Genomic DNA, 23,318 nt, shown 5'->3' on the forward strand with positions numbered 1-23,318 from the left:
CTGCTACAGGTAGGACGTGACGGCCGGCACCAGCGCGGCCCAGAAGCGCGACTTGGCGCAGATCGAGCAGTTGCAGCGCATGGTGCCGGCCTGCAGGTCGGCCTCGGCTTCGAACTGGACGGCGCCGCAATGGCAGCGGCCGCTGTAGGTGGTCAACGTCACGGTGGTGAACTCCGGGCAAGAAACCTCGAACCAAGCAGTGGTTTCAAGACTAGACCGACGCGTTGCCATGTCTACCGGGACTTCCTCGCATGCCGGCGACCACGGCACGGCCGGCCCGTCGAGCCGCGACAATAGGGCGCCATTCCCGACGGAGCCCCACTTGAAGACCCGCCTGCGCAAACTCCTGCGAACCTTCCTGACCGGCCTGGTGGCCGTGCTGCCGCTGGCACTCACGGTGGCCGTGGTGCTGTGGATCGTGCAGCTGCTGCTGGCCTGGATCGGGCCGCAAAGCCTGCTGGGCGGGATGCTGGTGGCCATCGGCGTGGGCGTCACGGGGTCGGAGGTGATCGCCTACCTGCTCGGGGTGCTGGTGGTCGCGGCGGCCGTGTTCGGGCTGGGCGTGCTGGTCGAGTCCGGCCTGCAGAAGGGTGCCCGGCGGGCCGTGGAGTCGGTGCTGCTGCGCATCCCGGTGATCCGCACGCTGTACGACTTCACGCGCCGTTTCGTGGACCTGCTGACCAAGCGCGACACCGACGACGGCCTCAAGTCGATGAGTCCCGTGTGGTGCCACTTCGGCGGGCGAGGCGGGGTGGCGGTGCTGGGCCTGCTGTCGACGCCCGAGCCCTTGCAGCTTGGCGACCGGGCCTACCACGCGGTGCTGGTGCCGACCGCACCGGTGCCTATCGGCGGCGGGCTGCTGTACGTGCCCGCGGACTGGGTCGAGCCGGCCACAGGCATCGGCGTGGAAGCCCTGACCGGCATCTACGTCTCGATGGGCGTGACCTCGCCGCAGTACCTCCGGCCCGCCACGCCGCAGCGCCCGGACCCCGGCTGAGCGGGCGCCGGGTATGGCGGTTGCAGGCGCTGGGGGAATCCGGTCCGCAGGCCGGGCATGCGATCCACCATGAGCCAGGCCGCTTCATCCCGCATCGTGCTGGGCACGCTGACGCTCGGCGAGGGCCGCAGTGCGAGTTTCGAGCTGCGCGATGGTCGCTGGCTGGCCGACGACCCGGGCCGTTGCCTGCGCTGGCACGACGGTCCCTGTGTAAGCGACGGGCGCGACACGCTGCTGCTGGTCTCGGTGGATCAGGGCGCGGCGCTGCGCCTGTACGGGCTGGAGCCACTGGCGGCGCGCAAGGGCGACTGCGGCACGGGCCTGCTCATCGAAGCCGGCGACCAGGCGAGCCCGCAGGCGCGCGTGGAGTGGTGCATCACGAGCGTGATGGACTAGCGCCGGCGGGTCTCACCAGTCCGCCAGGCGCCAGCACCACAGCGCCAGCGCCGCCTCGCTCGCGCCGGTGGCGTGCGCGACGCGGCGCTTCAGGGCGTCCGGCGCACGGCAGGGCGCGCCGGCCTTCATCAGGTCTTCCACGACGTCTTCGTCATCGCCGAGTTCGGCGAGGTAGTCGTGCCGGGGGCCGAACAGCAGGGCGCGGGGCGCCTGGGACGTGCCGACGAGGACGAGGTACTTGCCGCTATTGGTTCGTTGCATGGTCTGGCCTGGAAGGTGGGAAACGGGTTTCTCCGCGGGTTCGGTGCGCACCCAATGTACGCAGGCCGGTACGGGCTGGGCAGCCCCGGGCGTCCGACCGGGCCGTAGGACGGGTCCTACGCCGCCTGCCCGGTGGCCGGGCAGGTACGCCGTATGCCTCCCTGGCCACGTGTGACCGGCACCGGCGTGTTCCGCCGGCGCAAGGGGTCGCACGCCTTCCCCAGGACGCCCATGAACCCGACCCAAACCGAAACCCTGGACATCCTCCAGCAGGTGCTGCGCCAGGCGCTGCTTGCCATGGCCGCGGCCACGAAGTGCAACTACGCGACCTTCGCCTCCGCGCTGGAGGCCGCGTCGCACAACGAGTCGCTGAGTCCGGTGGCGCGCGCGATGCTCGCGGAGCTGGCCGAAAGCGCCGGCGTGGTGGCACCGTTTTCGGCCACCAAGCAATGAGCAGTCAGGCGCCGCGGCGCGCGCGGGCTTCCAGCCCGAGGTAGAGCAGGCCGGCGGCGGCCAGCGGTGCCAGGTAGTACAGCGCGCGGTAAGCCAGCAGCGCGGCAAGCAGTTGGCCATGCGGCACTTGGGAGCCGAGCAGCGCGATGAACACGGCTTCCAGCACGCCGAGCCCCGCCGGGATGTGGGTCAGCACGCCGGCCACTGCGCTGACCATCATCACCGCGACCACCAGCGGGTAATCGACTTGCCGTTGCAGCAAGACGTACACGACGCCGGCGATCAGCAGCCAGTTCAGGCACGACAGCAGCACCTGCACCAGCGCCAGGCGCCACGGGGGCAGCTCGATCTCGTGCCCGCGCAGGCTGAACTGCCGGCGCCGCAAGAACGCGCAGGCGGCCAGGTACGCGAGCAGCACCGCGAGCAGGGCTGCGCCCACCGCCTGCAGGCCGGCACCGCCGATCTTCCAGGCGGGTGGCACCCGGATCAGCCCGGAGCTGAACACCGTCCCGGCCAGCGCCAGGTAGCCGAGCCAGTTCGTCAGCACGCTCATGCCGAGCACGCGGGTGATGGTGCCGTTGTCCAGCCCCAGCCGCGAATACAGCCGGTAGCGGAACGCGACGCCGCCCACCAGGGCGCCCAGGTTGAGGTTGACCGCGTAGCTGATGAAGCCCACCCGCATCACCTGCCTACGCGGCAGTCCGTGCCCGGTGTAGTGGCGGCCGAACAGGTCGAAGCAGCTGTAGGTCAGGTGGCTGAACGCCCCCAGCGCCGCGGCGAGCGCCAGCGTGGCCAGCGGGTAGCCGCGCAGCGCCTGCAGCACGTCCGGCCAGTCGACCTTGCGTGCGTGCGAGACCAGCAACGCGAGCACCGCGGCGAAGAAGAGCCAGGTCAGCCCCTGCTTGATACGTGCGCCGTGGCGCTGCCACCAGCCGCCGCGGCCGGCCGCGGCATCGGCGTCGTCGACGGCGGGCAGTCGTGCGGGCGAGGCGGCGCGCATGTCAGCCCCCCTTGCCGGCGGCGCGGGGCGGCGGCGTTTCCGGATGCGGGGCGGGTTCCCCGGCGGCGGCGGGCAAGGGCGGGGGCGCAATGCGCGGCCGGTGTGCAGGCAGCCAGCCGGCCCAGGCCGGGAAGCGCCGCAGCACGTGGAACACGACGGTGCCCACGGTGAGCTGCCACCAGCGCGGCCGCGGCCGGTGCTGCGGGCCCATCTCGCGGCAATGGTGGTGGATCAGCTCGGCCAGCCTGCGACGCAGGTGGTGGGCAAAGCGTGCGTCGCGGATCACGACGTTGGCTTCCAGGTTCAGCGACAGGCTCAGCGGATCGAGGTTGCTGGAGCCCACCGTCACCCACTCGTCGTCGATCACCGCGACCTTCGCGTGCAGCGGCCGGCGGCAGTACTCATAGACGCGCACGCCGTCGCGCAACAGGTAGTCGTACAGCGTGCGTCCGGCGATCTGCGCGATCGCCATGTCGGGTTCGCCTTGCAGGATCAGGCGCACGTCCACGCCGCGCCGGGCCGCGTTGCGCAGCTCGCGCAGCACGCGGTAGCCGGGGAAGAAGTACGCGTTGGCGATCAGCACCTCGCGCCGTGCGCCGCGCAGGGCCGCCAGGTACTGCTGTTCGATGTCGGTGCGATGGGCGGTGTTGTCGCGCGTGACGAAGCGCACCATCGCCCCGTCCAGCGAGTCTTCGGGGGGGGCGGCGCGCTGCACCAGCCGCAGGCGGCGCGGGGGCAGTGGCTCCAGCCCGGCGGCATCGAGCATGAAGCGGTGGATGTCCTGCACCACCGGGCCTTCGAGCTGCACTGCGTAGTCCTGCTTGGCCGCAGCGCCGAACTCCGCCAGGTGCTCGAGCGAGAAGTTGATGCCCCCGACGAAGGCGATGCGTTCGTCGATCACGACCAGCTTGCGGTGCAGGCGCCGGAACAGGTTGGTGCGCATGCCCAGCAGCGGCGGCTGCGGATCGAAGACCAGGAACTGCACGCCGGCCTCGGTCAGGCCGTGCACGAACTCCTCGCTCAGGTCCGGCGAGCCGTAGCCGTCCACCGTCACCGCGACCCGCACGCCGCGCCGGGCCGCGTCGATCAGCACCTCGCGCAGCTCGCGACCGACCTTGTCGTCGAACAGGATGAAGGTCTCGAGCAGCACCTCGCGCTGCGCGGCGCGGATCGACTCGAACACGCGCGGGTAGAAGCTCTCGCCGTTTTCCAGCAGCTCGAGCTGGTGGCCGGACTTCCAGGGACGGACGGGGGACATGCTCATAGCAGCACCTCCGCTGCCAGGGGGGCGTGGTCGGACAGGTGCGACCAGGGCCGCGGCGGCAAGGCGAGCGGCCGGTGCGCCCGTGCGTTGCGCACGTAGATGCGGTCCAGCCGCAGGATCGGCCAGCGCGCCGGGAAGGTGCGCGCGGCACGGCCGTGCGCGGCCACGTGCACCTCGCGCAGGCCGCCGCACTGGTCCAGCACCTCGTGCGCACGCAGGCGCCAGTCGTTGAAGTCGCCGGCGATCACCAGCGGCGCTTCGGGAGGCACCTCGGCCTGCAGCAACCCGCACAGCAGCTGCAGCTGCTGCCGCCGGTGCGACTCGCGCAGGCCCAGGTGCACGCACACCACGTGCACCTCCATCGCCCGGTCGGGGATGGTCAGCACGCAGTGCAGCAGGCCGCGGCGTTCCTTGCTGCGCTCGATCGACACGTCGCGGTTCTGGTAGCGCACGATCGGAAACTTCGACAGCACCGCGTTGCCGTGGTGCCCGTGCGGATAAACCGCGTTGCGTCCGTACGCGAAGTCGCTCCACATCGAATCGGCGAGGAACTCGTACTGCGGCGCGGCCGGCCAGTCGGCCACGCGCGTCGAGTAGCGCGCGTGGGTGCCCAGCACTTCCTGCAGGAACACGATGTCGGCCGACACCGAGCGCACGGCGTCGCGCAGCTCGTGCAGGATGAAACGCCGGTTCAGCGGCCCGAAGCCCTTGTGGGTGTTGACCGTCAGCACGCGCATCGTCAGCGGCGCGGCCGTCAGCGTCGCGTCCTGCTGCCCGAGCGGCGCGGCGTGCGACGTGGGCGGGGCGGTGACCGAGCGTTCGAACAGGGTTTCGGTGGACATGTGCAGGGCGTCGGGTGTTGGGGCGGCCGCTTCGTGTCGCGGCAAGCGCGGGTCCCGGTCGCGGCGGGCATCACGGGAAGCATGTGGATGTCTGCATGCTAGGCAGCGGGCGGCGCACCGGGCACTCCCGGTGCACTGACCGCGCTGTCAGCGCATTCCGACACCGGCGTCGCGGTCGGTGCGCGGCAGGCGGGCATGGCATGTGCCGCGTAAGGGAAACACCCCCGTCCCGACGGTCGCGCCGCGCCGCGAGGTCCCGCGCCCGCATGGCGGCACCGTCCACCCATCCCAGGAGGAGCTCCCGATGAATGCACAGCAACGCATGCTCGCACTGACTGCCATCGCCACGGCTGCGGCGTTTTCGCTGGGCGGTTGCGACCGGCGCGAGGAGGCGCCGCCCGTGGTGCCGAGCGAGCCGGCGCCTGCGGTCCCCACGCCGCCGGTCGACGGAGCCCCCGCACCGGATGCGCCGGCCGACTCCGGTGCACCGGCAGGCACCACGATGCCGGGCAACACGCCGGGTGACGACCCGAGCGGCAACACGAGCGCCACCGGCAGCGGCGTGCCCGGATCGACAGGCACGACCGGCACGCCGATGACCGAGGAAGAGCGCCGGCGCCTGCAGGAGCAGGGGGCCAGCCCGGCGCCGGGTCAATGAAGCAGCAGGACGCGCGCCTGTGGCTCGCCGCGCGGCGAGCTGCGCTTGGTGCAGGGCGGAGGTGGCGTTGCTCAAGCGCGTGTGCAAGCGCGCGCCGCGCGCTTGTCGCAGCGCTTTGGTGCGGTAAAGCCACTCTTTCCGTCATGTGGTTGGAAAGGGAGTACCATACGCGTCGTAGGTATGCACAAGACCGTCTTTTCGTAGGTCTCTTCACAGATGTCCGTCACCCTGCTGGCTGGCGGATTCCGGTCGATTCTCCCGTTGATGACTTTCTTGGCGTCTCTGCACTGCGCCGGCATGGGCTGTGCGCTCCATCAACTTGAAAGGAATCAACATGACGACTCAAACCGGAACCGTGAAGTGGTTCGATGACGGCAAAGGCTTCGGCTTCATCACGCCGGACGACGGCAGCAAGGACCTGTTCGCGCATTTCAGCGAGATCCAGGGCAACGGCTTCAAGAGCCTGGCCGAAAACCAGCGCGTGAGCTTCGAAGTGACCCAGGGCCGCAAGGGCCTGCAGGCCTCGAACATCCGCCCCGCCTGAGGGCCGCCGCCGCAAGGCGGCTGCACCATGGGCCCGGTGCGCACATGCCGCCGGGACCCGCCGAGCGCCAGCGTGCATGACCTGCCTCTGCCAGGCGGAGTGCGGCTGCGCCCACACGACCAGAAGAAGGACAACGGCCCGGCACCGCATGAAGCGCTGCCGGGGCCATTGCATGGAGAGATTTATCAATACGTCGATACGAGTTGGCAAGTACCTGATTTCACCGCTGTCGCGCGAGCAGCGCGACGGCCGCCATGCCGCATCGGTCTCGATCCGCAGCGGCACTGGCAGCGCCACGCATGACCGCGTGCTTCGCCTCGTCCCGGTGTTCGACACACAACAGGCGGCCTTGCGCTACGCGACCGAACAAGGTCTGCAGTGGATCGCCAAGGCGTCCGTTCCCTATCCGCATTGATTGAAGGAGCAACAGACATGGCCAAGGAAGAACTCATCGAAATGCACGGCGTGGTCAACGAAATCCTGCCCGACTCGCGCTATCGCGTGACGCTGGACAACGGTCACCAGCTGGTGGCCTACACCTCCGGCAAGATGCGCAAGCATCACATCCGCATCCTCGCGGGCGACGCGGTGTCGCTCGAACTGTCGCCTTACGACCTGAGCAAGGGGCGCATCACCTTCCGTCACCTGCAGCGCCGCAACTGAAGCAGCTGCGGTGCGGCAGCAGCGCCTGCTGGCGCGCTGCGCCCCGTACGCCGGGCCGACGCACCGCGAGGTGCGCCGGCTTTTTTCTTTTCCGTCGCGTGCAGCCGGGGAACCGACTGCCGCTGCTCGCGCTGCGTCCTCAAGCGCCCCGGCACGGCGGGGCAGGTGTCAGCGGCGGCGCACCGTGCCCGGCGCACGGCCGGTGCAGCGCTTGAAGGCACGGCTGAACGCGGCCTCGGAGCGATAGCCCAGCCGGCTCGCCACCGTGGCGACGCTGGCTCCCGGTTCCTTCAGCCAAGTTTCGGCCAGGCACATGCGCCAGCGGGTCACGTACTGCATGGCCGGCTCGCCGACAACGCGGGTGAAGCGCTCGGCGAAGGCCGAGCGCGACATCGCGGCCCGGGCGGCCAGGGTGTCGAGCGTCCACGGATGTGCCGGGTCGCGGTGGACGAGGGCGATCACCCGGCCCAGCTGGCGGTCCTGCAAGGCGCGCAGCCAGCCGGCCCGCGCGGTGCCCTCGCCACGTTCCAGCCAGGCGCGCAGTGCCTGGATCACCAGGATGTCGGCCAGCCGCGTGACCACCGCCTCGCCACCGGGACGCATCAGCCGGGCCTCGGCCGCCATGAAGCGCAGCAGGCCCTGCAGCCATCCGGAGGACGTGTCCTGCGCGGTGTCGATCGCGATCACCGGCGGCAGCATCGCGACCAGGTGGCGTGCGGCGGCGTCCTCGAAGCGCACCGCGCCGCACACGAGCTGGGTGGGCGCACCGCCACCGCCGTGGCGCAGCACTTCATAGCGGTCGCCGGCGAACTCGCGCGGCAGGTCGAACAGCCCGACCGGGAGCACGCCCGGCTCGCTCAGCAGCGCGTGGCCGCGGCCGTGCGGCACCAGCACGAGGTCGCAGGGCTGCAGCCAGCGCGGCGGCTGTCCCGGCACGTCGAGCCAGCAGCGCCCGTGCGTGACGACGTGGAACATCAGGCAGTCGGGCATCGGTGGCAGGGCCAGTCCCCAGGGGGCGGTGAAATCCGAGCGGCAATAGAAGGTGCCGCTCATGCGCAGGAAGTGCAGTGCTTCTCCGAGCGGGTCGGCCGTGGGCCAGGCGGTGGAGGCATCCATGCGGGCATGATCGCCGGGGTGGCCCCCGCCGTCCAGGGATGCCGGACGATCGGGCATGAAATCCGTCCGGACAGGCATGCAGGACGCGAACGCCGGCTCCGATACTGGACGACAGGTCAACACGCCCAAGGAGCCCAGGATGCCGAACCTTCCCTTGAACGTGCTCGTCGTGGGTGCCAGCCGCGGCTCGGGGGCCGCGGCGGTGCAGGCGTTGCTGGCGGCCGGCCACCGCGTGACGGCGCTGTCACGCCAGGGCCGGGTGCCGCTGCCCCCGATGCCGGGCCTCACCGTCGTGGCCGGCGATGCGCTGCGCGCCGCGGACCTGGACCGGGTGCTGCCGGGCCACGACGCGGGAGTCGTGACGCTGGGCATCAGCGAGCCGGCATGGCGGGTGCGCCTGCGCGGGCCCCGGCACACGCCGTCGGACGTGCGCTCGCGCGGCACGCAGTGCGTGGTCGATGCGATGCAGCGGCACGGCGTGCGCCGCCTGGTGGTGCAGACCAGCTACGGCGTGGGCGAGACGCGTGCCCACCTGCCCGGCCTGTACCGCCTGATGTTCGCGCTGCTGCTGAAGCCGCAGATCGAGGACACCGAACGGCAGGAGCAGGTGGTGCGCGCTAGCGGCCTGGACTGGGTGCTGGTGCAGCCGGTGAACCTGACCGACCGGCTCGTGCGGGCACCGGCCTTCGCCTCGGCCGCGGGCGAGGTGCGCGGCATGCAGGTCGCGCGCGGCCAGGTGGGGCGGTTCCTCGCGCAGGCGGTGGCCGTGCCGGACTGGGTCGGCCGCACGGTGGCCCTGTCGGCACCCGGTTGAGCCGCGGCCTCAGTTGGGCGCGCTGCCGGGCTCGGTGAAGTCCGCCGCGGTGGCGCGGCCGAGCGCCACCTTGGCCATCTGCAGCGCACCGGTGGCCACCGGCCCGTCGAACAGCACGATCAGCTGTTCGACCGCCTCGGCATCGGAAATGCCCTCCGGGCGCGGCTGCTGCGTGGCGGCCAGGATGCGCTGGGCTTCCGCCACCAGGTCCATGTAGGCGAGCAGGGCCATTTCCTCGGAGCCCACGGCCCCGTAGCTGGTGTCGAGCTGTCCCATGGTGGTCTCCTCAGGTCATGTCGTGGGGTGTTCTCCCGGAGGCAAATGCCGCACCCGGCCCGGTCGGCCCTCCGAGCAGGCGTTCGACAGGCGCACAACCCCTGGATTTCGATCAGCGGCACCGGCAGGACGGCATGGCAAGATGAAAGCCCGTGATGTCCGAGCCGCCGTATTCCGCTGCGACTGCCGCCCAGGTCCAGGCGGCGCCCGACCGTCCCCGCCTGGATGCGAAGACGCGCATCCGGCTGCGCACCACCGGCCTGGCCGCGATCGACTACGCGCTCAACGTCGTCATCCTGTGCTGCTACGCGGCGGTCGGCACCATCGCGGCCTTCGTGCCGTGGGTGGTGCTGGGCATCTCCATCGTGCTCAACGTCATCTTCCTGGGCGGCATCGCCTCGGGCTGGTCCAAGCGCCTGCGCGACCCGTCGATGACCGCCTGGCAGGTGGGTGCTGCCTGCGGCATCAACATGCTGGCCCTGATCATGGCGCCGCAGATCGGGTACATGTTCCTGATCAACGTGTTCGTGCCGCTGTGCTACGGCAGCCTGTACTTCGAGCGCCGGGCCTTCCTGGCCGCCTGGGTGCTGCTGTCGGCGGCGATCGCGCTGGCCCTGTGGGCCAACGGGTTCCAGGTCGGCGTCGCGCTGGGCTCGCCGGTCGAGAAGGGGCTGTTCCTGGTCAACGTGGCGCTGGCCCTGGGACGCTTCCTGACCATCAACGCCGAGGTGTCGCACCTGCGCGCGCGGCTGCAGCAGCGCAACCGCGAGCTGGCCGAGGCCTCGGTGCGTGCCGAGCGGCTGGCCACGCGCGACGAACTGACCGGCCTGCCCAACCGGCGCGAGGCACTGCGCGTGCTGCAGGTCGAGTGCGAGCGGGCCGACCGCGCCGGGTCGCGGGTGTGCATCGCGATGGTCGATGCCGACCACTTCAAGCGCATCAACGACAGCCACGGCCATCCGGTCGGCGACGAGGTGCTGTGCGAGCTGGGCCGGCTGCTGCAGACCGCGCTGCGTACCGCCGACCACGTGTTCCGCTACGGCGGCGAGGAGTTCATGGTGCTGCTGGTGGACTGCGACGCGGACGATCCGGTCGCTCCGTTCGAGCGCGCGCGCGAGGCGGTCGAGGTGCATGGCTGGGAAGCGCTGGCGCCGGGCCTGCAGGTCACCGTCTCGATCGGCACCACGCAGCGCCAGCCGCGCGAGCCGGTCGAGCAGGTGCTGCGGCGCGCCGATGCCGCGCTCTACGAGGCCAAGGCGCGCGGGCGCAACCGGGTGCAGTTCGGCGCCTTGCGCTGACGCGCCTTCGCACCGGCTGGGCATCGCGCTTGCTGCCCGCTCTTCATGCCGCTGGCGTTGGAACCCGGGACCGCACCGGGGGCGTCGGCAGGGAGCGAACGGCATGCGAGCGCTTTGCTGGCACGGCAAGAATGACATCCGCTACGACACCGTGCCCGATCCCGGCATCGAGCACGGGCGCGACGCCATCATCAGGATGAGCTGCTGCGCGATCTGCGGCTCCGACCTGCACCTGTTCGACGGCTTCATGCCGGGCATGCAGTCGGGCGACATCATGGGCCACGAGTTCATGGGCGAGGTGGTCGAGGTCGGCCCCGACAACCACAAGCTGAAGGTGGGCGACCGCGTGGTGGTGCCGTTCACCATCACCTGCGGCGAGTGCGACCAGTGCCGTCGCGGCAACTACTCGGTGTGCGAGCGCAGCAACCGCAACAAGGCGCTGGCCGACCAGGTGTTCGGCCACACCACCGCAGGGCTGTACGGCTACACCCACCTGACCGGCGGCTACCCGGGTGGCCAGGCCGAATACGTGCGCGTGCCGTATGCCGACACCGGCCCGGTCCGCATCCCGGACGGCCTGGACGACGAGCAGGTGCTGTTCCTCGGCGACATCTTCCCGACCGGCTGGCAGGCGGCAGTGCAGTGCGACATCGAGCCGACCGACACGGTGGCCATCTGGGGTGCCGGCCCGGTCGGCCAGATGGCGATCCGTTCCGCCGTGCTGCTGGGGGCGAAGCAGGTGATCGCGATCGACCATCTGCCCGACCGCCTCAGCATGGCCCGCGCCGGCGGCGCGATCACCATCGACTTCGAGGAGGAAAGCGTCGTCGACCGGCTCAACGAGCTGACGCAGGGCAAGGGCCCGGAGAAGTGCATCGACGCGGTGGGCCTGGAAGCCCACGTCACGCGCTCGGTCGACTCGATCTACGACCGCGCCAAGCAGGCCGTGATGGCCGAGAGCGACCGCCCGCACGTGCTGCGCGAGATGATCTACGTGTGCCGGCCGGCCGGGACGATCTCGGTGCCGGGAGTCTACGGGGGCCTCGTCGACAAGATCCCGTTCGGTGCGTTGATGAACAAGGGCCTGACGCTGCGCACCGGGCAGACCCACGTGAACCGCTGGACCGACGACCTGCTGCGGCGCATCGAGGACGGGCAGATCGACCCGTCCTTCGTCATCACGCACCGCGCCACGCTGCAGGACGGACCGCAGATGTACCGGACCTTCCGCGCCAAGGAGGACGGCTGCGTGAAGGTCGTCATGCGCCCTTGAACCCCGCCAGCCCGACAGGTGCAACCATGGATCCGCTTCCCCGCAACCCCTTTCCCCGCCGGCCGTCGGCCCGTGCGGTGGCGCGCGGCCTCGGCCTGTTCAGCCTCGCGCTGGGCGCGGCCGAGGTGCTGATGCCGCAGGCGATCGCGCGTGCGCTCGGCATGCCTGGCCGCGCCGGCCTGGTGCGTGCCTTCGGTTGGCGCGAGATCGTCGCCGGCGCCGGCCTGCTGATCGCCGGCAACCCCCGCTTCTGGGTCTGGAAGCGGGTCGCAGGCGACGCGCTGGACCTGTCGGTGCTGGCGGGGGCGGTGCATGCGGCGAACCCGCACCGCGCCACGGCGCTGGCCGCGTTCGCCGCGGTGGCGGGCGTCGCCGCGCTCGACCTCGGCTGCGCCCGCGCCCTGCAGGCCGAGGAGCGTCGTCGCACGATGCGCTGGGCCGACTACGGCGACCGCAGCGGCTGGCCGCGCGAGGCCGAGGCGATGCGCGGCGCCGCGGCCGGCTTCGAGACCCCGCGCGACATGCGCGCGCCGCAGGCGCTGCGGCCGTACGGCACGCTGCACTGAACCGAAGCGGCCGACCCCTTCGCGGGGTCGGTGTGAGCGCTTCCTTCGAGGGCATCGACGGAAGGTCGACCGGCGTTTCCGCGGGTTCCCCTGCTCCTTGCGCGCGCGGGGTTTCCACCATAATCCCCGGCATCACGCTTGGAGGGAAGACCGAGATGGCCCATCGCGCAAACCGGGCTCAGCGGCTGGTGGCGCTGTTCCTGCTCGGCTGCCTGTTGTTCAGCTACCCGCTGCTGTCGATCTTCAATTCCGACGGCACGGTGTTCGGCATCCCCGTCCTGTATGCCTATCTCTTCGGCGCGTGGGCGCTGCTGATCGTGCTCGCGATCCTGATCGTCGAGCGGCACAGCTGAGATGACATGCTGCTCGGTGGTGTCATCCTCCTGACGTCGTTCGCCTACCTGGGCATCCTGTTCGCGATCGCGTACTGGGGCGACAAGCGGGCCGACGCCGGGCGCTCGATCATCGCCAACCCGTACATCTACGCGCTGTCGATGGCGGTCTACGCGACCTCGTGGACCTTCTACGGCAGCGTCGGGCGCGCCGCGGCCAGCGGGGTCGGCTTCCTGCCGATCTACCTCGGGCCGACGCTGATGGCGGCGCTGTGGTGGGTGGTGCTGCGCAAGATGATCCGCATCAGCAAGGCCAACCGGATCACCTCGATCGCCGACTTCATCGCCGCGCGCTACGGCAAGAGCACGGTGCTCGGCGGGCTGGTCACGGTGATCGCGGTGGTGGGCGTGATCCCGTACATCGCGCTGCAGCTCAAGGCCGTGTCGACCAGCTTCCTGATCCTGCTGCAGTATCCCGAGGTGGTGATGCCGCCCAAGGGGCAGGCCGTGGACCTGTTCAAGGACACGGCGCTGTACGTGGCGCTGCTGCTGGCCGCGTTCACGCTGCTGTTCGGCACGCGCCACCTCGACGCCACCGAGCGGCACGAGGGCATGGTCGCGGCGATCGCCTTCGAGTCGGTGGTCAAGCTGCTGTCGTTCCTCGCCGTCGGCGCCTTCGTGACCTTCTGGCTCTACGACGGGTTCGCCGACGTGTTCGCCCAGGCGCGCACGCTGCCCGACATCGAGGAGCTGCTGACGCTGGGCGGCGTGGCCGGCACCTACGGGTCCTGGGCCTCGCTGATCTTCCTGTCGATGCTCTCCATCCTGTTCCTGCCGCGACAGTTCCAGATCAGCGTGGTCGAGAACGTCAACGAGAACCACCTGGCCAAGGCGATCTGGCTGTTCCCCGCCTACCTGTTCGCGATCAACGTCTTCGTGCTGCCGATCACCTTCGCGGGGCTGATGCAGTTCGGCGACGGGCAGATCGATGCCGACACCTTCGTGCTGACGCTGCCGATGGTGCACGGGCGCGAGGCGCTGGCACTGTTCGTGTTCATCGGCGGCCTGTCGGCCGCCACCGGCATGGTGATCGTCGAGACCATCGCGCTGTCGACGATGATCTGCAACGACCTGGTGATGCCGGTGCTGCTGCGCTGGAAACGGCTCGCGCTGGCGCAGCGCGCCGACCTGTCCGGGCTGCTGCTGGGCATCCGGCGCGGCGCGATCGTGCTGCTGATGATGCTGGGCTACGCCTACTACCGGCTCGCCGGCGAGGCGTACGCGCTGGTGTCGATCGGGCTGGTGTCGTTCGCCGCGGTGGCGCAGTTCGCGCCGGCCATGCTCGGCGGCATGTACTGGAAGCAGGGCACGCAGGCCGGCGCGCTGACCGGCCTGACGCTGGGCTTCGCGCTGTGGGTGTACACGCTGCTGCTGCCCTCGTTCGCCAAGTCGGGCTGGCTGCCGATCTCCTTCGTCGAGGACGGTCCCTGGGGCATCGCCTGGCTCAAGCCGCTGGCGCTGTTCGGGCTGGAAGGGCTGGACGACATCAGCCACTCGCTGTTCTGGAGCCTGCTGGCCAACGTGGGCGGCTACGTGACCGTCTCGCTGCTCGGGCAGCAGAGCATCCGCGAGCATGCGCAGGCGCTGCTGTTCGTCGACGTCTTCAAGGTCGCCGGCGGCAGCTCGGGGCTGTGGCGCGGCAGCGCCTCGGTGCAGGACATCGTGACCCTGGTGGGCCGCTTCATCGGCCCGGCCCGGGCGGCCGAGGCCTTCAACGGCTACGCGATGCGCCAGGGCCTGGGCTCGGTGGCCGCGCTGACCCCGGACGCGGCCTTCGTGCACTTCGCCGAGAGGCTGCTGGCCGGTGCGATCGGCGCGGCCTCGGCGCGGGTGATGATCGCCTCGGTCGCGAAGGAGGAGCCGCTCAGCATGGAGGAGGTGCTCGGCATCCTCGACGAGGCCTCGCAGCTGATCGCCTACAGCCGGAAGCTGGAGCAGAAGTCGCGCGAGCTGGAGGCCGCCACCGCCGAGCTGCGCGAGGCCAACGAGCGGCTGCAGGAGCTGGACCGCCTGAAGGACGACTTCATCAGCACCGTCACGCACGAGCTGCGCACGCCGCTGACCTCGATCCGCGCGTTCTCCGAGATCCTGCAGGGCCAGCCGGACATCGATCCGGAGCGCCGCCAGCAGTTCATCACCATCATCGTCAAGGAAAGCGAGCGGCTCACGCGCCTGATCAACCAGGTGCTGGACCTGGCCAAGCTGGAATCGGGCAAGGCCGAATGGCACACCAGCGAGCTGGACGTGCGGCAGGTGATCGAGGATGCGGTCTCGGCCACCAGCGCGCTGATGCGCGAGCACGGCGTGACCCTGTCGCTGCGCCTGCCCGAGCAGGTGCCGCCGGTGATGGCCGACCGCGACCGGCTGATGCAGGTGATGGTCAACCTGATCGCCAACGGCGTGAAGTTCTGCGACCGCAGCGACGGGCGCATCGAGATCGCGCTGCACGTGCTCAGCGACCGGTTGCGGGTGGACGTGCACGACAACGGGCCGGGCATCGACCCGGCACACCACGAGAGCATCTTCGAGAAGTTCCACCAGGTCGGCGACACGCTCACCGGCAAGCCCCAGGGCACGGGCCTGGGCCTGCCGATCAGCCGGCAGATCATCCAGCACCTGGGCGGCACCCTCTGGGTGGACAGCGTCCCCGGGCAAGGTGCGACCTTTTCGTTCACACTACCGCTGGACGCGCACCGGGCGCGCCCGCCGTCGACGGCACCGCAGGAGACAGGCATTTCATGAACAACACGGTGTCCCAGAAGACCATCCTCATCGTCGATGACGAACCGAACATCGTCATCTCGCTGGAGTACCTGCTGGAGCAGGCGGGCTACCGCGTGCTGGTCGCCCGCGACGGCCAGGAGGCCCTCGAAACCATCACCCGCGAACGGCCCGACCTGGTCCTGCTGGACGTGATGCTGCCGCGCCTGAGCGGCTTCGACGTGTGCCAGAAGGTGCGCGAGAACCCCGCGCTGCAGATGGTGCGCGTGCTGATGCTCACGGCCAAGGGCCGGGAGGTGGAGATCAGCAAGGGGCTGGCCCTCGGGGCCGATGCCTACATCACCAAGCCGTTTTCCACCAGGGAGCTGCTGGCGCAGATCGCCGAGCAGCTCGGCACGACGCCCGGGCCATGAGGTTGCGCACCCGTTTTGCCCTGTGGCTCGCCGTCTGGTATGGCGGGGTGCTGCTGGCGGTCGGGCTGACCGCGGCAGCCTTCTGGGCCGACCTGGCGGGCTGGGAGCGCGACACCCTGTGGCCCATGGTCGAGGCGCGCCTGACGCTGCTGGTGCTGGCGGCGCTGCTGCTGCCGTTCGCGCTGGCCGTGCTGCTGCGGCTGTGGTTCGCCGACTATCCGGTCGCCGCCCGCCGGCTGGCCGAGGAGGTGCGCGTGCTGCGCACCGTCAACCCGCAGTACCGCGTCAAGGCCCAGGGCGGGCCGGAGCTGGCCGAGCTGGCCGGCGAGGTCAACGCGCTGGCCGAGGCGCTCGAGGCACTGCGCGCCGGCGTCGAGGAGCGCGTCGAGGAGTCCAACCGGCGCCTGGAGCGCGAGAAGAACCGGCTTGCCGCGCTGATGTCCGAGCTGGCGCAGAGCGTGCTCGTGTGCAATGCCGAAGGGCGCATCCTGCTCTACAACGCGCGGGCCACCGAGCTGCTCGGGCCGCCCGACAACGCCCAGGGCGGCTCGCCGGTCGGCCTCGGGCGCTCGGTGTTCGGCGTGCTCGACAAGGGGGTGGTCGAGCACGCGCTGGAGAAGCTGCGCCGCCGCCTGAGCCAGCCGTCGGTCCATTCCAGCGCGCACTTCATCACCTCGCGCGGGCCGCGCCTGCTGCGCGCGCAGATGGCGCCCGTGCTCGACGCCTCCGGCGGGCTGGACGGCTTCGTGCTGGTGCTCGAGGACGTCACGCGCATGATGCAGCTGGCCGGGCGCCGCGACGTGGTGCTGCAGATGCTCACCGAAGGCACGCGCGCCTCGCTGGCCAACATCCGCGCCGCGGTCGAGACGGTGCGCGAGTTCCCGCAGATGGACGCCGGGCGGCGGGCGCGGCTGATCGAGGTGATCGAGGACGAGGCGCAGCGCCTGTCCGAGCGACTCGACGAGACCATGCTGCACCACGGCGAGACGCTGCGCGCGCCCTGGCCGCGCGAGGACATGCAGGCCTCGGACCTGGTGCTGACGCTGCAGCGCAGCGTGGAGACCTCGCTGGGCCTGACCGCGCGCGTCGCGGGCGGCGGCGAACCGCTGTGGCTAAGCGTGGACAGCCATGCGCTGGTGCAGGCGCTGACCTTCATCGCCGGGCGGGTGCAGGCGCACGCCGGCGTGCAGGAGGTGACCCTGGAGCTGGCCGAGCAGGGGCACCACGCGGTGCTGTCGCTGCGCTGGGAAGGCGAGCCGCTGGACCCCGCGGTGCTGCACGACTGGGAGGAGCAGCCCTGGGCGCCCCCCGCCGAAGGCCGGCCCTCGACGCTGCGCGACGTGCTGCACCGCCACGACGGCGAGATCTGGTGCCAGAGCGACCGCCTGATGGGGGTGAACCGCATCTCGCTGCAGCTGCCGGTCACGCAGCCGGACCGCACGGCGATCCTGCCGACCGGCGGCGAGCAGGGGCGCCCGGTCTACTACGACTTCGACCTGTTCAACCAGCCGGGCCAGACCCCCGAGCTGGACGAGCGGCCGCTGGCGGAACTCTCCTACACCGTGTTCGACACCGAGACCACCGGGCTGTCCCCCTCCGAGGGCGACGAGATCATCTCGATCGGCGCGGTGCGCATCGTCAACGGCCGGCTGCTGCGCCAGGAGTTCTACGAACAGCTGGTCGACCCGCGCCGGCCGATCCGCAAGGAGTCGCAGGCGGTGCATGGCATCACCGAGCAGATGCTGGCCGGCCAGCCCACCATCGACCAGGTGCTGCCGGTGTTCCACCGCTTTGCCGAGGACACGGTGCTGGTGGCGCACAACGCGGCGTTCGACATGCGCTTCCTGCAGCTCAAGGAGGCCGCCACCGGGGTGCGCTTCATCCAGCCGGTGCTGGACACGCTGCTGCTGTCGGCGCTGGTGCACCCCGGCCATCCCGAGGAGGAACACCGCCTGGAGCGCATCGCCGCGCGGCTGGGCGTGCCGGTGGTCGGGCGGCACACGGCGCTGGGCGACGCGATCGTCACCGGCGAGGTCTTCCTCAAGCTGCTGCCGCTGCTGGCCGAGCGCGGCATCCACACGCTGCGCCAGGCGCGCGAGGCCTCGCAGACCACGCTGTACGCCAAGGTGCGCTACTGAGGCGCCGCCAGGCCGGGCGGCGCTCGGCGTAGGGCAGGCCGAGTTCCTCCAGCGCCCAGCGCATGCGCATGTCGCGCGCCAGGCCCCGGCCGCCGTCGGGCGAGCGTGCGAAGGCGGTGATCGTGGCGGTCATGGCGGCCTCCTGTCAGCGGCGCACACGAGTCACGACGATCCGCACGGCGGATCTCGACGCGGTGGTCCGTCGTTCTTGACGCAGATCGAGCCCGATGCCGCGCTGTGCGGCATGTGCGTATTGCACGAAGTTCACATGTGCAGGGACCGGGCAGTGGTGGGACACTAGCGGGCTGCCGGGCCCGCGGCCGGAAGCCGCGCGCCCCCATCCTTGCAGAGGTTCCGATTGGCGAATCCGTCTCCTTCCACCCCACCGGTCGGCAAGTCGTCGAAGCTGGGCGACACCGCCCTGGCGCCGTTGCGCCTTCCCGTGTTCCGCATGCTGTGGGGCGCCTGGCTCACGGCCAACATCTGCATGTGGATGAACGACGTGGCGGCGGCCTGGCTGATGACCTCGCTGACCACCTCGGCGGTGATGGTGGCGCTGGTGCAGTCCGCCTCGACGTTGCCGGTGTTCCTGCTCGGGCTGCCCAGCGGGGCGCTGGCCGACATCCTGGACCGGCGGCGCTACTTCATCGTGACGCAGTTCTGGGTCGCGGCGGTCGCGCTGGTGACCTGCGTGGTGCTGCTGTCAGGGGCCATGACCGCGCCGCTGCTGCTGGCGCTGACCTTCGCCAACGGCATCGGCCTGGCGATGCGCTGGCCGGTGTTCGCGGCGGTGGTGCCGGAGCTGGTGCCGCGCCCGCAGCTGCCGGCCGCGCTCGCGCTCAACGGCGTGGCGATGAACGCCTCGCGCATCATCGGCCCGCTGGTGGCCGGCGCGGTGATCGCCGGCGCGGGCAGCGCCTACGTGTTCGTGCTGAACGCGGTGATGTCGGTGCTGGCCGGCTTCGCGATCATGCGCTGGAAGCGCGAGCAGAAACCCAGCGCGCTGCCCGGCGAGCGCTTCGTCGGCGCGATGCGGGTGGGCCTGCAGCATGTCTGGCAGTCCAACCCGATGCGCACGGTGCTGCTGCGCGTGGCGGTGTTCTTCCTGCAATCCACCGGGCTGCTGGCGCTGCTGCCGCTGATCGCCCGCGGCCTGCCGGACGGCGGCGCCGGCACCTTCACGCTGCTGCTGGCCTCGCTCGGGGGCGGCTCCATCGCCGCCGCGCTGGCGCTGCCGCGCCTGCGGCGCTACGCGAACCGCGACCAGCTGCTCAACCGCGGCACCCTGGTGGTCGCCGCGGCGTCCGTGGTGGTGGCGTTCGCGCCCAACGTCTGGGTCGCGATGCCGGCCATGGTGATCGCCGGCATGGCCTGGATCTCGGCGGCCAACTCGCTGGTGGTCTCGGCCCAGCTGGCGCTGCCCAACTGGGTGCGCGCACGCGGCATGTCGATCTACCAGATGGCGCTGATGGGCGGCAGCGCGTTCGGCGCCGCGCTGTGGGGGCAGGTGTCCAGCCTGACCGACGTGCGCACCGGGCTGCTCGCCTCGGCCGCCTTCGGGGTGGTGGTGCTGGGGTGGATCCGCCGCTACCGGCTCGAGACGCAGGCCGAGGAAGACTTCACCCCCTCGCCGCGGCCGCTGCCGCCGGAGATGCACGTCCCGGTCGATCCCGATGCGGGGCCGGTGCTGATCACCGTCGAATACCGGATCGACCCGGCGCAGGCCGAGGCCTTCCTCGAGGTGATGGAGGAGACGCGCCGCGCGCGGCTGCGCCAGGGCGCGCTGTCGTGGGAGCTGTTCCGCGACACGGTGGACCCGTCGCGCTACATCGAGTACCTGGTCGACGAGTCCTGGGTCGAGCACCTGCGCCGCTTCGACCGCTACACCGCGGCCGACGAGGCGCTGCGCGAGAAGCGGCTGCGCTTCCACATCGGCGACGAGCCGCCGGTGGTGCGGCGCTGCATCGCGCAGCCGACCCGGCGCTGACCGTGCGCTGCGCGCGCGAAGATGCCCGAAAACGTGCGATGCCCGGGCAGGTGGCCCTGCGATGCACCCGGTTGAGGCGCGGTGCGGCGTGGACGCTGGTATCGTTCGCGGGTTATGTCTCCCACGATACCGAACCTCCTGCTGGCCGCGACGATGCTGGCCGGCGCCAGCGCAGCCGTGGCGCAGTCACCCGGCTCCACCGTCCCCGACACCATTGCCGAGCGCGTGCGCGCCTGCACCGCCTGCCACGGCAAGGAGGGCCGCGCCACCAACGAAGGCTATTTCCCGCGCATCGCGGGCAAGCCGGCCGGCTACCTGTACCAGCAGCTGCTGAACTTCCGCGAAGGCCGTCGCCATTACGGCCTGATGACCTACCTCGTCGAGCACCTGAGCGACGAGTACCTGATGGAGATGGCGCAGTACTTCGCGTCGCTGGACCTGCCGTACCCGCCACCGCAGACCACTGCCGCACTGCCTGCCGTGCTGGAGCGCGGGCAGGCGCTGGTGCGCCAGGGTGACCCGGCGCGCCAGCTGCCCGCCTGTGCGCAATGCCACGGCGAGGCGCTGACCGGCGTCGCACCGTCGATCCCGGGCCTGCTGGGCCTGCCGCGCGACTACATCAACGGCCAGCTGGGGGCCTGGAAGACCGGCCAGCGCCGTGCCGCCGCGCCGGACTGCATGGCCCAGGTCGCCGCGGCGCTGACCCCTGACGAGATCGCTGCCGTGTCCACCTGGCTGTCCGCACAGCCCGTGCCGGCCGATTCCAGGCCGGCCGCGGGCCTGCCGGGGCCGCTGCCCGTGCCGTGCGGCGGCGTGACCGACCAGGAGGTGGCGCAATGAAACCCTGGTTGCGCAAGAGCCTGGCCGGCGTCGGGCTGGTCGTCGTGGTCGCGGCGGCCGTGGTGTGGGCTCTCAACCGCCGCGGCGAGGCGCCCATCCGCGAGGACGTCACCTTCACGCCGACGCCGCAGCAGATCGAACGCGGTCGTTATCTCGCCCAGGTCGGCAACTGCATCGCCTGCCACACCACCCGCGGCGGCGCGCCGTTCGCCGGCGGGCGGGGCATCGAGACGCCGTTCGGCACCATCTACGCGAGCAACCTGACACCCGACGCCGAGACCGGCCTGGGGCGCTGGACGCCGGACCACTTCTGGCGTGCGATGCACAACGGACGCTCGCGTGACGGGCGGTTGCTGTACCCGGCCTTCCCGTACCCGAACTACACGCTGGTGACGCGCGAGGATGCGGACGCGCTGTTCGCCTACCTGCAAAGCCTGCCGCCGGTGCGCCAGGAGAACCGCCCGCACGCGCTGCGCTTCCCGTACAACACGCAGGCCGCGCTGGCGGTGTGGCGCGCGCTGTTCTTCTCGCCCGGCGAGTTCCAGCCGCAGGCCGGCAAGTCGGCGCAGTGGAACCGTGGCGCCTACCTGACGCGCGGCCTGGGCCACTGCACGGCCTGCCACGGCGCGCGCAACTTCCTGGGCGCGACCAGCGGCGGCCTGGAGCTGGGCGGCGGCCTGATCCCGATGCAGAACTGGTACGCGCCGTCGCTGGCGGCGGCCCACGAGGCCAGCGTGGCCGACTGGGACGAGGCCGACGTGGTGCGCCTGCTCAAGACCGGGGTGAACCGCCGGGCCTCGGTGATGGGGCCGATGGCCGAGGTGGTGTTCCGCAGCACGCAGTACCTGAGCGACGAGGACGCGCATGCGATGGCGGTGTTCCTGAAGGACCTGCCGCAGGCACCGCTGCCCGCGCCGCGCGACGAGCCGATCCGGCGCGACGCGCAGCAGATGGCGCTGGGCGGGCGCATCTACGAGGAGCACTGCGCGCAATGCCACGGCAAGCAGGGCGAGGGGGCCGCGGGCGGCTACCCGGCGCTGGCGGGCAACCGCGCGGTGACGATGCCGGTGCCGGCCAACCTGATCCGCGTGGTGCTGAGCGGCGGCTATCCGCCCTCGACCGCCGGCAACCCGCGTCCCTATGGCATGCCGCCGTTCAGCCACCTGCTGAGCGACGTGGAGGTGGCCGCCGTCACCACCTACATCCGCGGCGCCTGGGGCAACGACGCCGAGCCGGTGTCGCACTTCGACGTGCACCACTACCGCCGCGGTGGCCGCTGAACGCCGGGGCGGCCGGCACGCCGCCGGCCGCCTGGCGCTAGGATGCGGCGTTCGTCCACCTCCGAGGAACGCCGCACGATGACTCTCCCTGCCATGAAGATCGCCGTGATGGGCGCCGGCGCGGTCGGTTGCTACTACGGCGGCATGCTCGCGCGCGCCGGCCACGAGGTCGTGCTCGTCGGCCGGCCCCTGCATGTCGATGCGGTGCGGCGCGACGGCCTGCGCCTGCAGGCCCTGGCCTTCGACGAACGCCTGCCGGTGCAGGCCAGCACCGACGCCGCGGCGCTGCAGGGGGCGCGGCTGGTGCTGTGCTGCGTCAAGTCCGGCGACACCGAGACGGCGGCCGCGCAGATGCGGCCGCACCTGGCGCCCGACGCGCTGGTGCTGAGCCTGCAGAACGGCGTCGACAACGCCGAGCGGCTGCGCCGGGTGCTGCCGCAGGAGGTGGTCGCCGCGGTGGTCTACGTCGCCGCCGAGATGGCCGGGCCCGGGCACGTGCGCCACCACGGCCGCGGCGAGCTGGTCCTCGGGCAGTGCAGCCGCGGCGAGGAGCTGGTGCAGCTGCTGGCTGCCGCCGGCGTGCCGGCCGAGGTGCACCCCGACGTGCGCGGGGTGCTGTGGGGCAAGCTGATCATCAACTGCGCGTACAACGCGATGTCGGCGCTGGCCCAGCGGCCCTACGGCGAGCTGGTGCAGGGGCAGGGCGTCACCGCGGTGATGCGCGACGTGGTCGCCGAATGCCTGGCGGTGGCCGCGGCCGACGGCGTGCCGGTGCCGGCCGACATCGAGGCCACGGTGCTGCGCCTGGCCGCGACCATGCCGACGCAGCATTCCTCCACCGCGCAGGACCTGGCGCGCGGCAAGCCTACCGAGATCGACCACCTCAACGGCTACGTGGTGCGCCGCGGCGAGGCGCTGGGCGTGCCGACCCCGGCCAACCGGGTGCTGCACACCTTGGTGAAGCTGGTCGAGGGCCGCGGCCCGGACGGCTGAGCGGCCGGTCTGTCCTCTCCGTTTCACCCTTGTTGCCTGGGACCGCAGGGCGGCGCCAGCCGTGCCTTGGGGGCCGCCCACGCCTCTGTTACGTCTGTTTGCAAACGTTTTCCCACGCTTCAAGGTAAACCCT

At 71.2% G+C, this 23,318-nt stretch carries 26 protein-coding genes and 1 pseudogene; 19 read left to right on the forward strand and 8 right to left on the reverse strand.

The window, feature by feature from the left end; all coding sequences use genetic code 11:
* Window positions 1-3: 3 nt before the first annotated feature.
* Window positions 4-162 (reverse strand): GFA family protein, encoded by a 159-nt coding sequence (locus IS481_RS06360; protein ID WP_194963343.1) that lies wholly within the window; start codon window positions 160-162, stop codon window positions 4-6.
* A 160-nt stretch (window positions 163-322) separates the two neighbouring features.
* Between IS481_RS06360 and IS481_RS06365 the strand changes: the two genes are divergently transcribed.
* Window positions 323-997 (forward strand): DUF502 domain-containing protein, encoded by a 675-nt coding sequence (locus tag IS481_RS06365; RefSeq protein WP_232529478.1) that lies wholly within the window; start codon window positions 323-325, stop codon window positions 995-997.
* Between the two features lie 57 nt (window positions 998-1,054).
* Entirely contained in the window at window positions 1,055-1,393 is a 339-nt protein-coding gene (locus IS481_RS06370) for a hypothetical protein (RefSeq protein WP_132762973.1), read from the forward strand.
* Between the two features lie 12 nt (window positions 1,394-1,405).
* Here the strand turns inward: IS481_RS06370 and IS481_RS06375 are convergent, their stop codons facing one another.
* A complete protein-coding gene (locus IS481_RS06375; protein ID WP_104357950.1) occupies window positions 1,406-1,654 on the reverse strand; it encodes a hypothetical protein in 249 nt (82 codons plus the stop codon).
* Between the two features lie 231 nt (window positions 1,655-1,885).
* Here IS481_RS06375 and IS481_RS06380 point away from each other — a divergent pair, with 231 nt between their 5' ends.
* Window positions 1,886-2,107 carry a hypothetical protein gene (locus IS481_RS06380; RefSeq protein ID WP_104357951.1) on the forward strand — a complete coding sequence of 74 codons (222 nt, stop codon included), beginning with the start codon at window positions 1,886-1,888 and terminating at the stop codon, window positions 2,105-2,107.
* A 4-nt stretch (window positions 2,108-2,111) separates the two neighbouring features.
* Here IS481_RS06380 and IS481_RS06385 read toward each other — a convergent pair whose 3' ends face one another.
* Genes IS481_RS06385 through IS481_RS06395 form a run of 3 tightly spaced genes read right to left on the reverse strand, consistent with a single transcriptional unit; the run spans window position 2,112 to window position 5,213 of the window.
* Complete coding sequence (locus IS481_RS06385; RefSeq protein ID WP_104357952.1) at window positions 2,112-3,107, reverse strand: lysylphosphatidylglycerol synthase domain-containing protein; 996 nt, start codon at window positions 3,105-3,107, stop codon at window positions 2,112-2,114.
* Window position 3,108: 1 nt separating this feature from the next.
* Window positions 3,109-4,371, reverse strand: coding sequence for a cardiolipin synthase ClsB (gene clsB, locus IS481_RS06390; protein WP_419186820.1), 1,263 nt, complete (start codon window positions 4,369-4,371; stop codon window positions 3,109-3,111).
* Window positions 4,368-5,213 carry an endonuclease/exonuclease/phosphatase family protein gene (locus IS481_RS06395; protein WP_104357953.1) on the reverse strand — a complete coding sequence of 282 codons (846 nt, stop codon included), beginning with the start codon at window positions 5,211-5,213 and terminating at the stop codon, window positions 4,368-4,370. Before IS481_RS06395 ends, clsB begins: the two co-directional genes overlap by 4 nt.
* A 304-nt stretch (window positions 5,214-5,517) precedes the next feature.
* Here IS481_RS06395 and IS481_RS06400 point away from each other — a divergent pair, with 304 nt between their 5' ends.
* From IS481_RS06400 to infA, 4 genes are all read left to right on the forward strand, one after another.
* Window positions 5,518-5,871, forward strand: coding sequence for a hypothetical protein (locus tag IS481_RS06400; protein ID WP_104357954.1), 354 nt, complete (start codon window positions 5,518-5,520; stop codon window positions 5,869-5,871).
* Between the two features lie 334 nt (window positions 5,872-6,205).
* On the forward strand, window positions 6,206-6,415 hold the full coding sequence (gene cspE / locus IS481_RS06405; protein WP_104357955.1) for a transcription antiterminator/RNA stability regulator CspE: 210 nt from the start codon (window positions 6,206-6,208) through the stop codon (window positions 6,413-6,415).
* A gap of 172 nt (window positions 6,416-6,587) precedes the next feature.
* Window positions 6,588-6,830, forward strand: a complete 243-nt coding sequence (locus IS481_RS06410) for a hypothetical protein (RefSeq protein WP_104357956.1) — start codon at window positions 6,588-6,590, stop codon at window positions 6,828-6,830.
* Window positions 6,831-6,847: 17 nt separating this feature from the next.
* A complete protein-coding gene (gene infA / locus IS481_RS06415) occupies window positions 6,848-7,078 on the forward strand; it encodes a translation initiation factor IF-1 (RefSeq protein ID WP_104357957.1) in 231 nt (76 codons plus the stop codon).
* A 168-nt stretch (window positions 7,079-7,246) separates the two neighbouring features.
* Here the strand turns inward: infA and IS481_RS06420 are convergent, their stop codons facing one another.
* The gene (locus IS481_RS06420) at window positions 7,247-8,194 is read right to left on the reverse strand and encodes an AraC family transcriptional regulator (RefSeq protein WP_104357958.1); all 948 of its coding nucleotides are present in this window, start codon (window positions 8,192-8,194) and stop codon (window positions 7,247-7,249) included.
* 139 nt (window positions 8,195-8,333) lie between these two features.
* On the opposite strand from IS481_RS06420, the gene IS481_RS06425 reads away from it, so the two are divergent.
* A complete protein-coding gene (locus IS481_RS06425) occupies window positions 8,334-9,008 on the forward strand; it encodes an NAD(P)-dependent oxidoreductase (protein ID WP_198425460.1) in 675 nt (224 codons plus the stop codon).
* 9 nt (window positions 9,009-9,017) lie between these two features.
* Here the strand turns inward: IS481_RS06425 and IS481_RS06430 are convergent, their stop codons facing one another.
* Window positions 9,018-9,284, reverse strand: coding sequence for a hypothetical protein (locus IS481_RS06430; RefSeq protein WP_104357960.1), 267 nt, complete (start codon window positions 9,282-9,284; stop codon window positions 9,018-9,020).
* A gap of 155 nt (window positions 9,285-9,439) precedes the next feature.
* Between IS481_RS06430 and IS481_RS06435 the strand changes: the two genes are divergently transcribed.
* From IS481_RS06435 to IS481_RS06465, 7 genes are all read left to right on the forward strand, one after another.
* Window positions 9,440-10,582: a GGDEF domain-containing protein gene (locus IS481_RS06435; RefSeq protein ID WP_104357961.1), complete on the forward strand. Its 1,143-nt coding sequence runs from the start codon at window positions 9,440-9,442 to the stop codon at window positions 10,580-10,582.
* A gap of 103 nt (window positions 10,583-10,685) precedes the next feature.
* Entirely contained in the window at window positions 10,686-11,855 is a 1,170-nt protein-coding gene (locus IS481_RS06440) for a zinc-dependent alcohol dehydrogenase (RefSeq protein ID WP_104357962.1), read from the forward strand.
* Between the two features lie 26 nt (window positions 11,856-11,881).
* Entirely contained in the window at window positions 11,882-12,421 is a 540-nt protein-coding gene (locus IS481_RS06445; protein ID WP_104357963.1) for a cyclase dehydrase, read from the forward strand.
* Window positions 12,422-12,576: 155 nt separating this feature from the next.
* A complete protein-coding gene (locus IS481_RS06450; protein ID WP_104357964.1) occupies window positions 12,577-12,774 on the forward strand; it encodes a hypothetical protein in 198 nt (65 codons plus the stop codon).
* 6 nt (window positions 12,775-12,780) lie between these two features.
* Window positions 12,781-15,555 carry a sensor histidine kinase gene (locus tag IS481_RS06455; protein ID WP_104357965.1) on the forward strand — a complete coding sequence of 925 codons (2,775 nt, stop codon included), beginning with the start codon at window positions 12,781-12,783 and terminating at the stop codon, window positions 15,553-15,555.
* On the forward strand, window positions 15,552-15,947 hold the full coding sequence (locus tag IS481_RS06460) for a response regulator transcription factor (protein WP_104357966.1): 396 nt from the start codon (window positions 15,552-15,554) through the stop codon (window positions 15,945-15,947). Before IS481_RS06455 ends, IS481_RS06460 begins: the two co-directional genes overlap by 4 nt.
* Window positions 15,944-18,085 carry a 3'-5' exonuclease gene (locus IS481_RS06465; protein WP_104357967.1) on the forward strand — a complete coding sequence of 714 codons (2,142 nt, stop codon included), beginning with the start codon at window positions 15,944-15,946 and terminating at the stop codon, window positions 18,083-18,085. Before IS481_RS06460 ends, IS481_RS06465 begins: the two co-directional genes overlap by 4 nt.
* Window positions 18,086-18,104: 19 nt before the next feature.
* Here IS481_RS06465 and IS481_RS18340 read toward each other — a convergent pair.
* A pseudogene (locus IS481_RS18340) lies at window positions 18,105-18,218 on the reverse strand (glutathione S-transferase family protein); the annotation flags it as partial.
* A gap of 318 nt (window positions 18,219-18,536) precedes the next feature.
* Here IS481_RS18340 and IS481_RS06470 point away from each other — a divergent pair.
* The 4 genes from IS481_RS06470 to IS481_RS06485 all read left to right on the forward strand — a co-directional run bounded on the left by IS481_RS06470 (window position 18,537) and on the right by IS481_RS06485 (window position 23,185).
* The gene (locus IS481_RS06470) at window positions 18,537-20,072 is read left to right on the forward strand and encodes an MFS transporter (RefSeq protein ID WP_232529514.1); all 1,536 of its coding nucleotides are present in this window, start codon (window positions 18,537-18,539) and stop codon (window positions 20,070-20,072) included.
* A gap of 114 nt (window positions 20,073-20,186) precedes the next feature.
* Window positions 20,187-20,912: a c-type cytochrome gene (locus IS481_RS06475; protein WP_104357968.1), complete on the forward strand. Its 726-nt coding sequence runs from the start codon at window positions 20,187-20,189 to the stop codon at window positions 20,910-20,912.
* Window positions 20,909-22,192, forward strand: coding sequence for a c-type cytochrome (locus IS481_RS06480; protein WP_104357969.1), 1,284 nt, complete (start codon window positions 20,909-20,911; stop codon window positions 22,190-22,192). Before IS481_RS06475 ends, IS481_RS06480 begins: the two co-directional genes overlap by 4 nt.
* A gap of 93 nt (window positions 22,193-22,285) precedes the next feature.
* The gene (locus IS481_RS06485; RefSeq protein WP_104357970.1) at window positions 22,286-23,185 is read left to right on the forward strand and encodes a ketopantoate reductase family protein; all 900 of its coding nucleotides are present in this window, start codon (window positions 22,286-22,288) and stop codon (window positions 23,183-23,185) included.
* Window positions 23,186-23,318 lie beyond the last annotated feature (133 nt).

The sequence above is a fragment of the Caldimonas thermodepolymerans genome, assembly GCF_015476235.1.
GTDB classification, from domain to species: domain Bacteria; phylum Pseudomonadota; class Gammaproteobacteria; order Burkholderiales; family Burkholderiaceae_C; genus Caldimonas; species Caldimonas thermodepolymerans.

Coding starts and splice junctions, on each gene's coding strand:
- IS481_RS06370 (WP_132762973.1), top strand. CDS start 1,055: ATGCGATCCACCATGAGCCAGGCCGCTTCATCCCGCATCGTGCTGGGC.
- IS481_RS06375 (WP_104357950.1), bottom strand. CDS start 1,654: ATGCAACGAACCAATAGCGGCAAGTACCTCGTCCTCGTCGGCACGTCC.
- IS481_RS06380 (WP_104357951.1), top strand. CDS start 1,886: ATGAACCCGACCCAAACCGAAACCCTGGACATCCTCCAGCAGGTGCTG.
- IS481_RS06385 (WP_104357952.1), bottom strand. CDS start 3,107: ATGCGCGCCGCCTCGCCCGCACGACTGCCCGCCGTCGACGACGCCGAT.
- clsB (WP_419186820.1), bottom strand. CDS start 4,371: ATGAGCATGTCCCCCGTCCGTCCCTGGAAGTCCGGCCACCAGCTCGAG.
- IS481_RS06395 (WP_104357953.1), bottom strand. CDS start 5,213: ATGTCCACCGAAACCCTGTTCGAACGCTCGGTCACCGCCCCGCCCACG.
- IS481_RS06400 (WP_104357954.1), top strand. CDS start 5,518: ATGAATGCACAGCAACGCATGCTCGCACTGACTGCCATCGCCACGGCT.
- cspE (WP_104357955.1), top strand. CDS start 6,206: ATGACGACTCAAACCGGAACCGTGAAGTGGTTCGATGACGGCAAAGGC.
- IS481_RS06410 (WP_104357956.1), top strand. CDS start 6,588: ATGGAGAGATTTATCAATACGTCGATACGAGTTGGCAAGTACCTGATT.
- infA (WP_104357957.1), top strand. CDS start 6,848: ATGGCCAAGGAAGAACTCATCGAAATGCACGGCGTGGTCAACGAAATC.
- IS481_RS06420 (WP_104357958.1), bottom strand. CDS start 8,194: ATGGATGCCTCCACCGCCTGGCCCACGGCCGACCCGCTCGGAGAAGCA.
- IS481_RS06425 (WP_198425460.1), top strand. CDS start 8,334: ATGCCGAACCTTCCCTTGAACGTGCTCGTCGTGGGTGCCAGCCGCGGC.
- IS481_RS06430 (WP_104357960.1), bottom strand. CDS start 9,284: ATGGGACAGCTCGACACCAGCTACGGGGCCGTGGGCTCCGAGGAAATG.
- IS481_RS06435 (WP_104357961.1), top strand. CDS start 9,440: ATGTCCGAGCCGCCGTATTCCGCTGCGACTGCCGCCCAGGTCCAGGCG.
- IS481_RS06440 (WP_104357962.1), top strand. CDS start 10,686: ATGCGAGCGCTTTGCTGGCACGGCAAGAATGACATCCGCTACGACACC.
- IS481_RS06445 (WP_104357963.1), top strand. CDS start 11,882: ATGGATCCGCTTCCCCGCAACCCCTTTCCCCGCCGGCCGTCGGCCCGT.
- IS481_RS06450 (WP_104357964.1), top strand. CDS start 12,577: ATGGCCCATCGCGCAAACCGGGCTCAGCGGCTGGTGGCGCTGTTCCTG.
- IS481_RS06455 (WP_104357965.1), top strand. CDS start 12,781: ATGCTGCTCGGTGGTGTCATCCTCCTGACGTCGTTCGCCTACCTGGGC.
- IS481_RS06460 (WP_104357966.1), top strand. CDS start 15,552: ATGAACAACACGGTGTCCCAGAAGACCATCCTCATCGTCGATGACGAA.
- IS481_RS06465 (WP_104357967.1), top strand. CDS start 15,944: ATGAGGTTGCGCACCCGTTTTGCCCTGTGGCTCGCCGTCTGGTATGGC.
- IS481_RS06470 (WP_232529514.1), top strand. CDS start 18,537: ATGCTGTGGGGCGCCTGGCTCACGGCCAACATCTGCATGTGGATGAAC.
- IS481_RS06475 (WP_104357968.1), top strand. CDS start 20,187: ATGTCTCCCACGATACCGAACCTCCTGCTGGCCGCGACGATGCTGGCC.
- IS481_RS06480 (WP_104357969.1), top strand. CDS start 20,909: ATGAAACCCTGGTTGCGCAAGAGCCTGGCCGGCGTCGGGCTGGTCGTC.
- IS481_RS06485 (WP_104357970.1), top strand. CDS start 22,286: ATGAAGATCGCCGTGATGGGCGCCGGCGCGGTCGGTTGCTACTACGGC.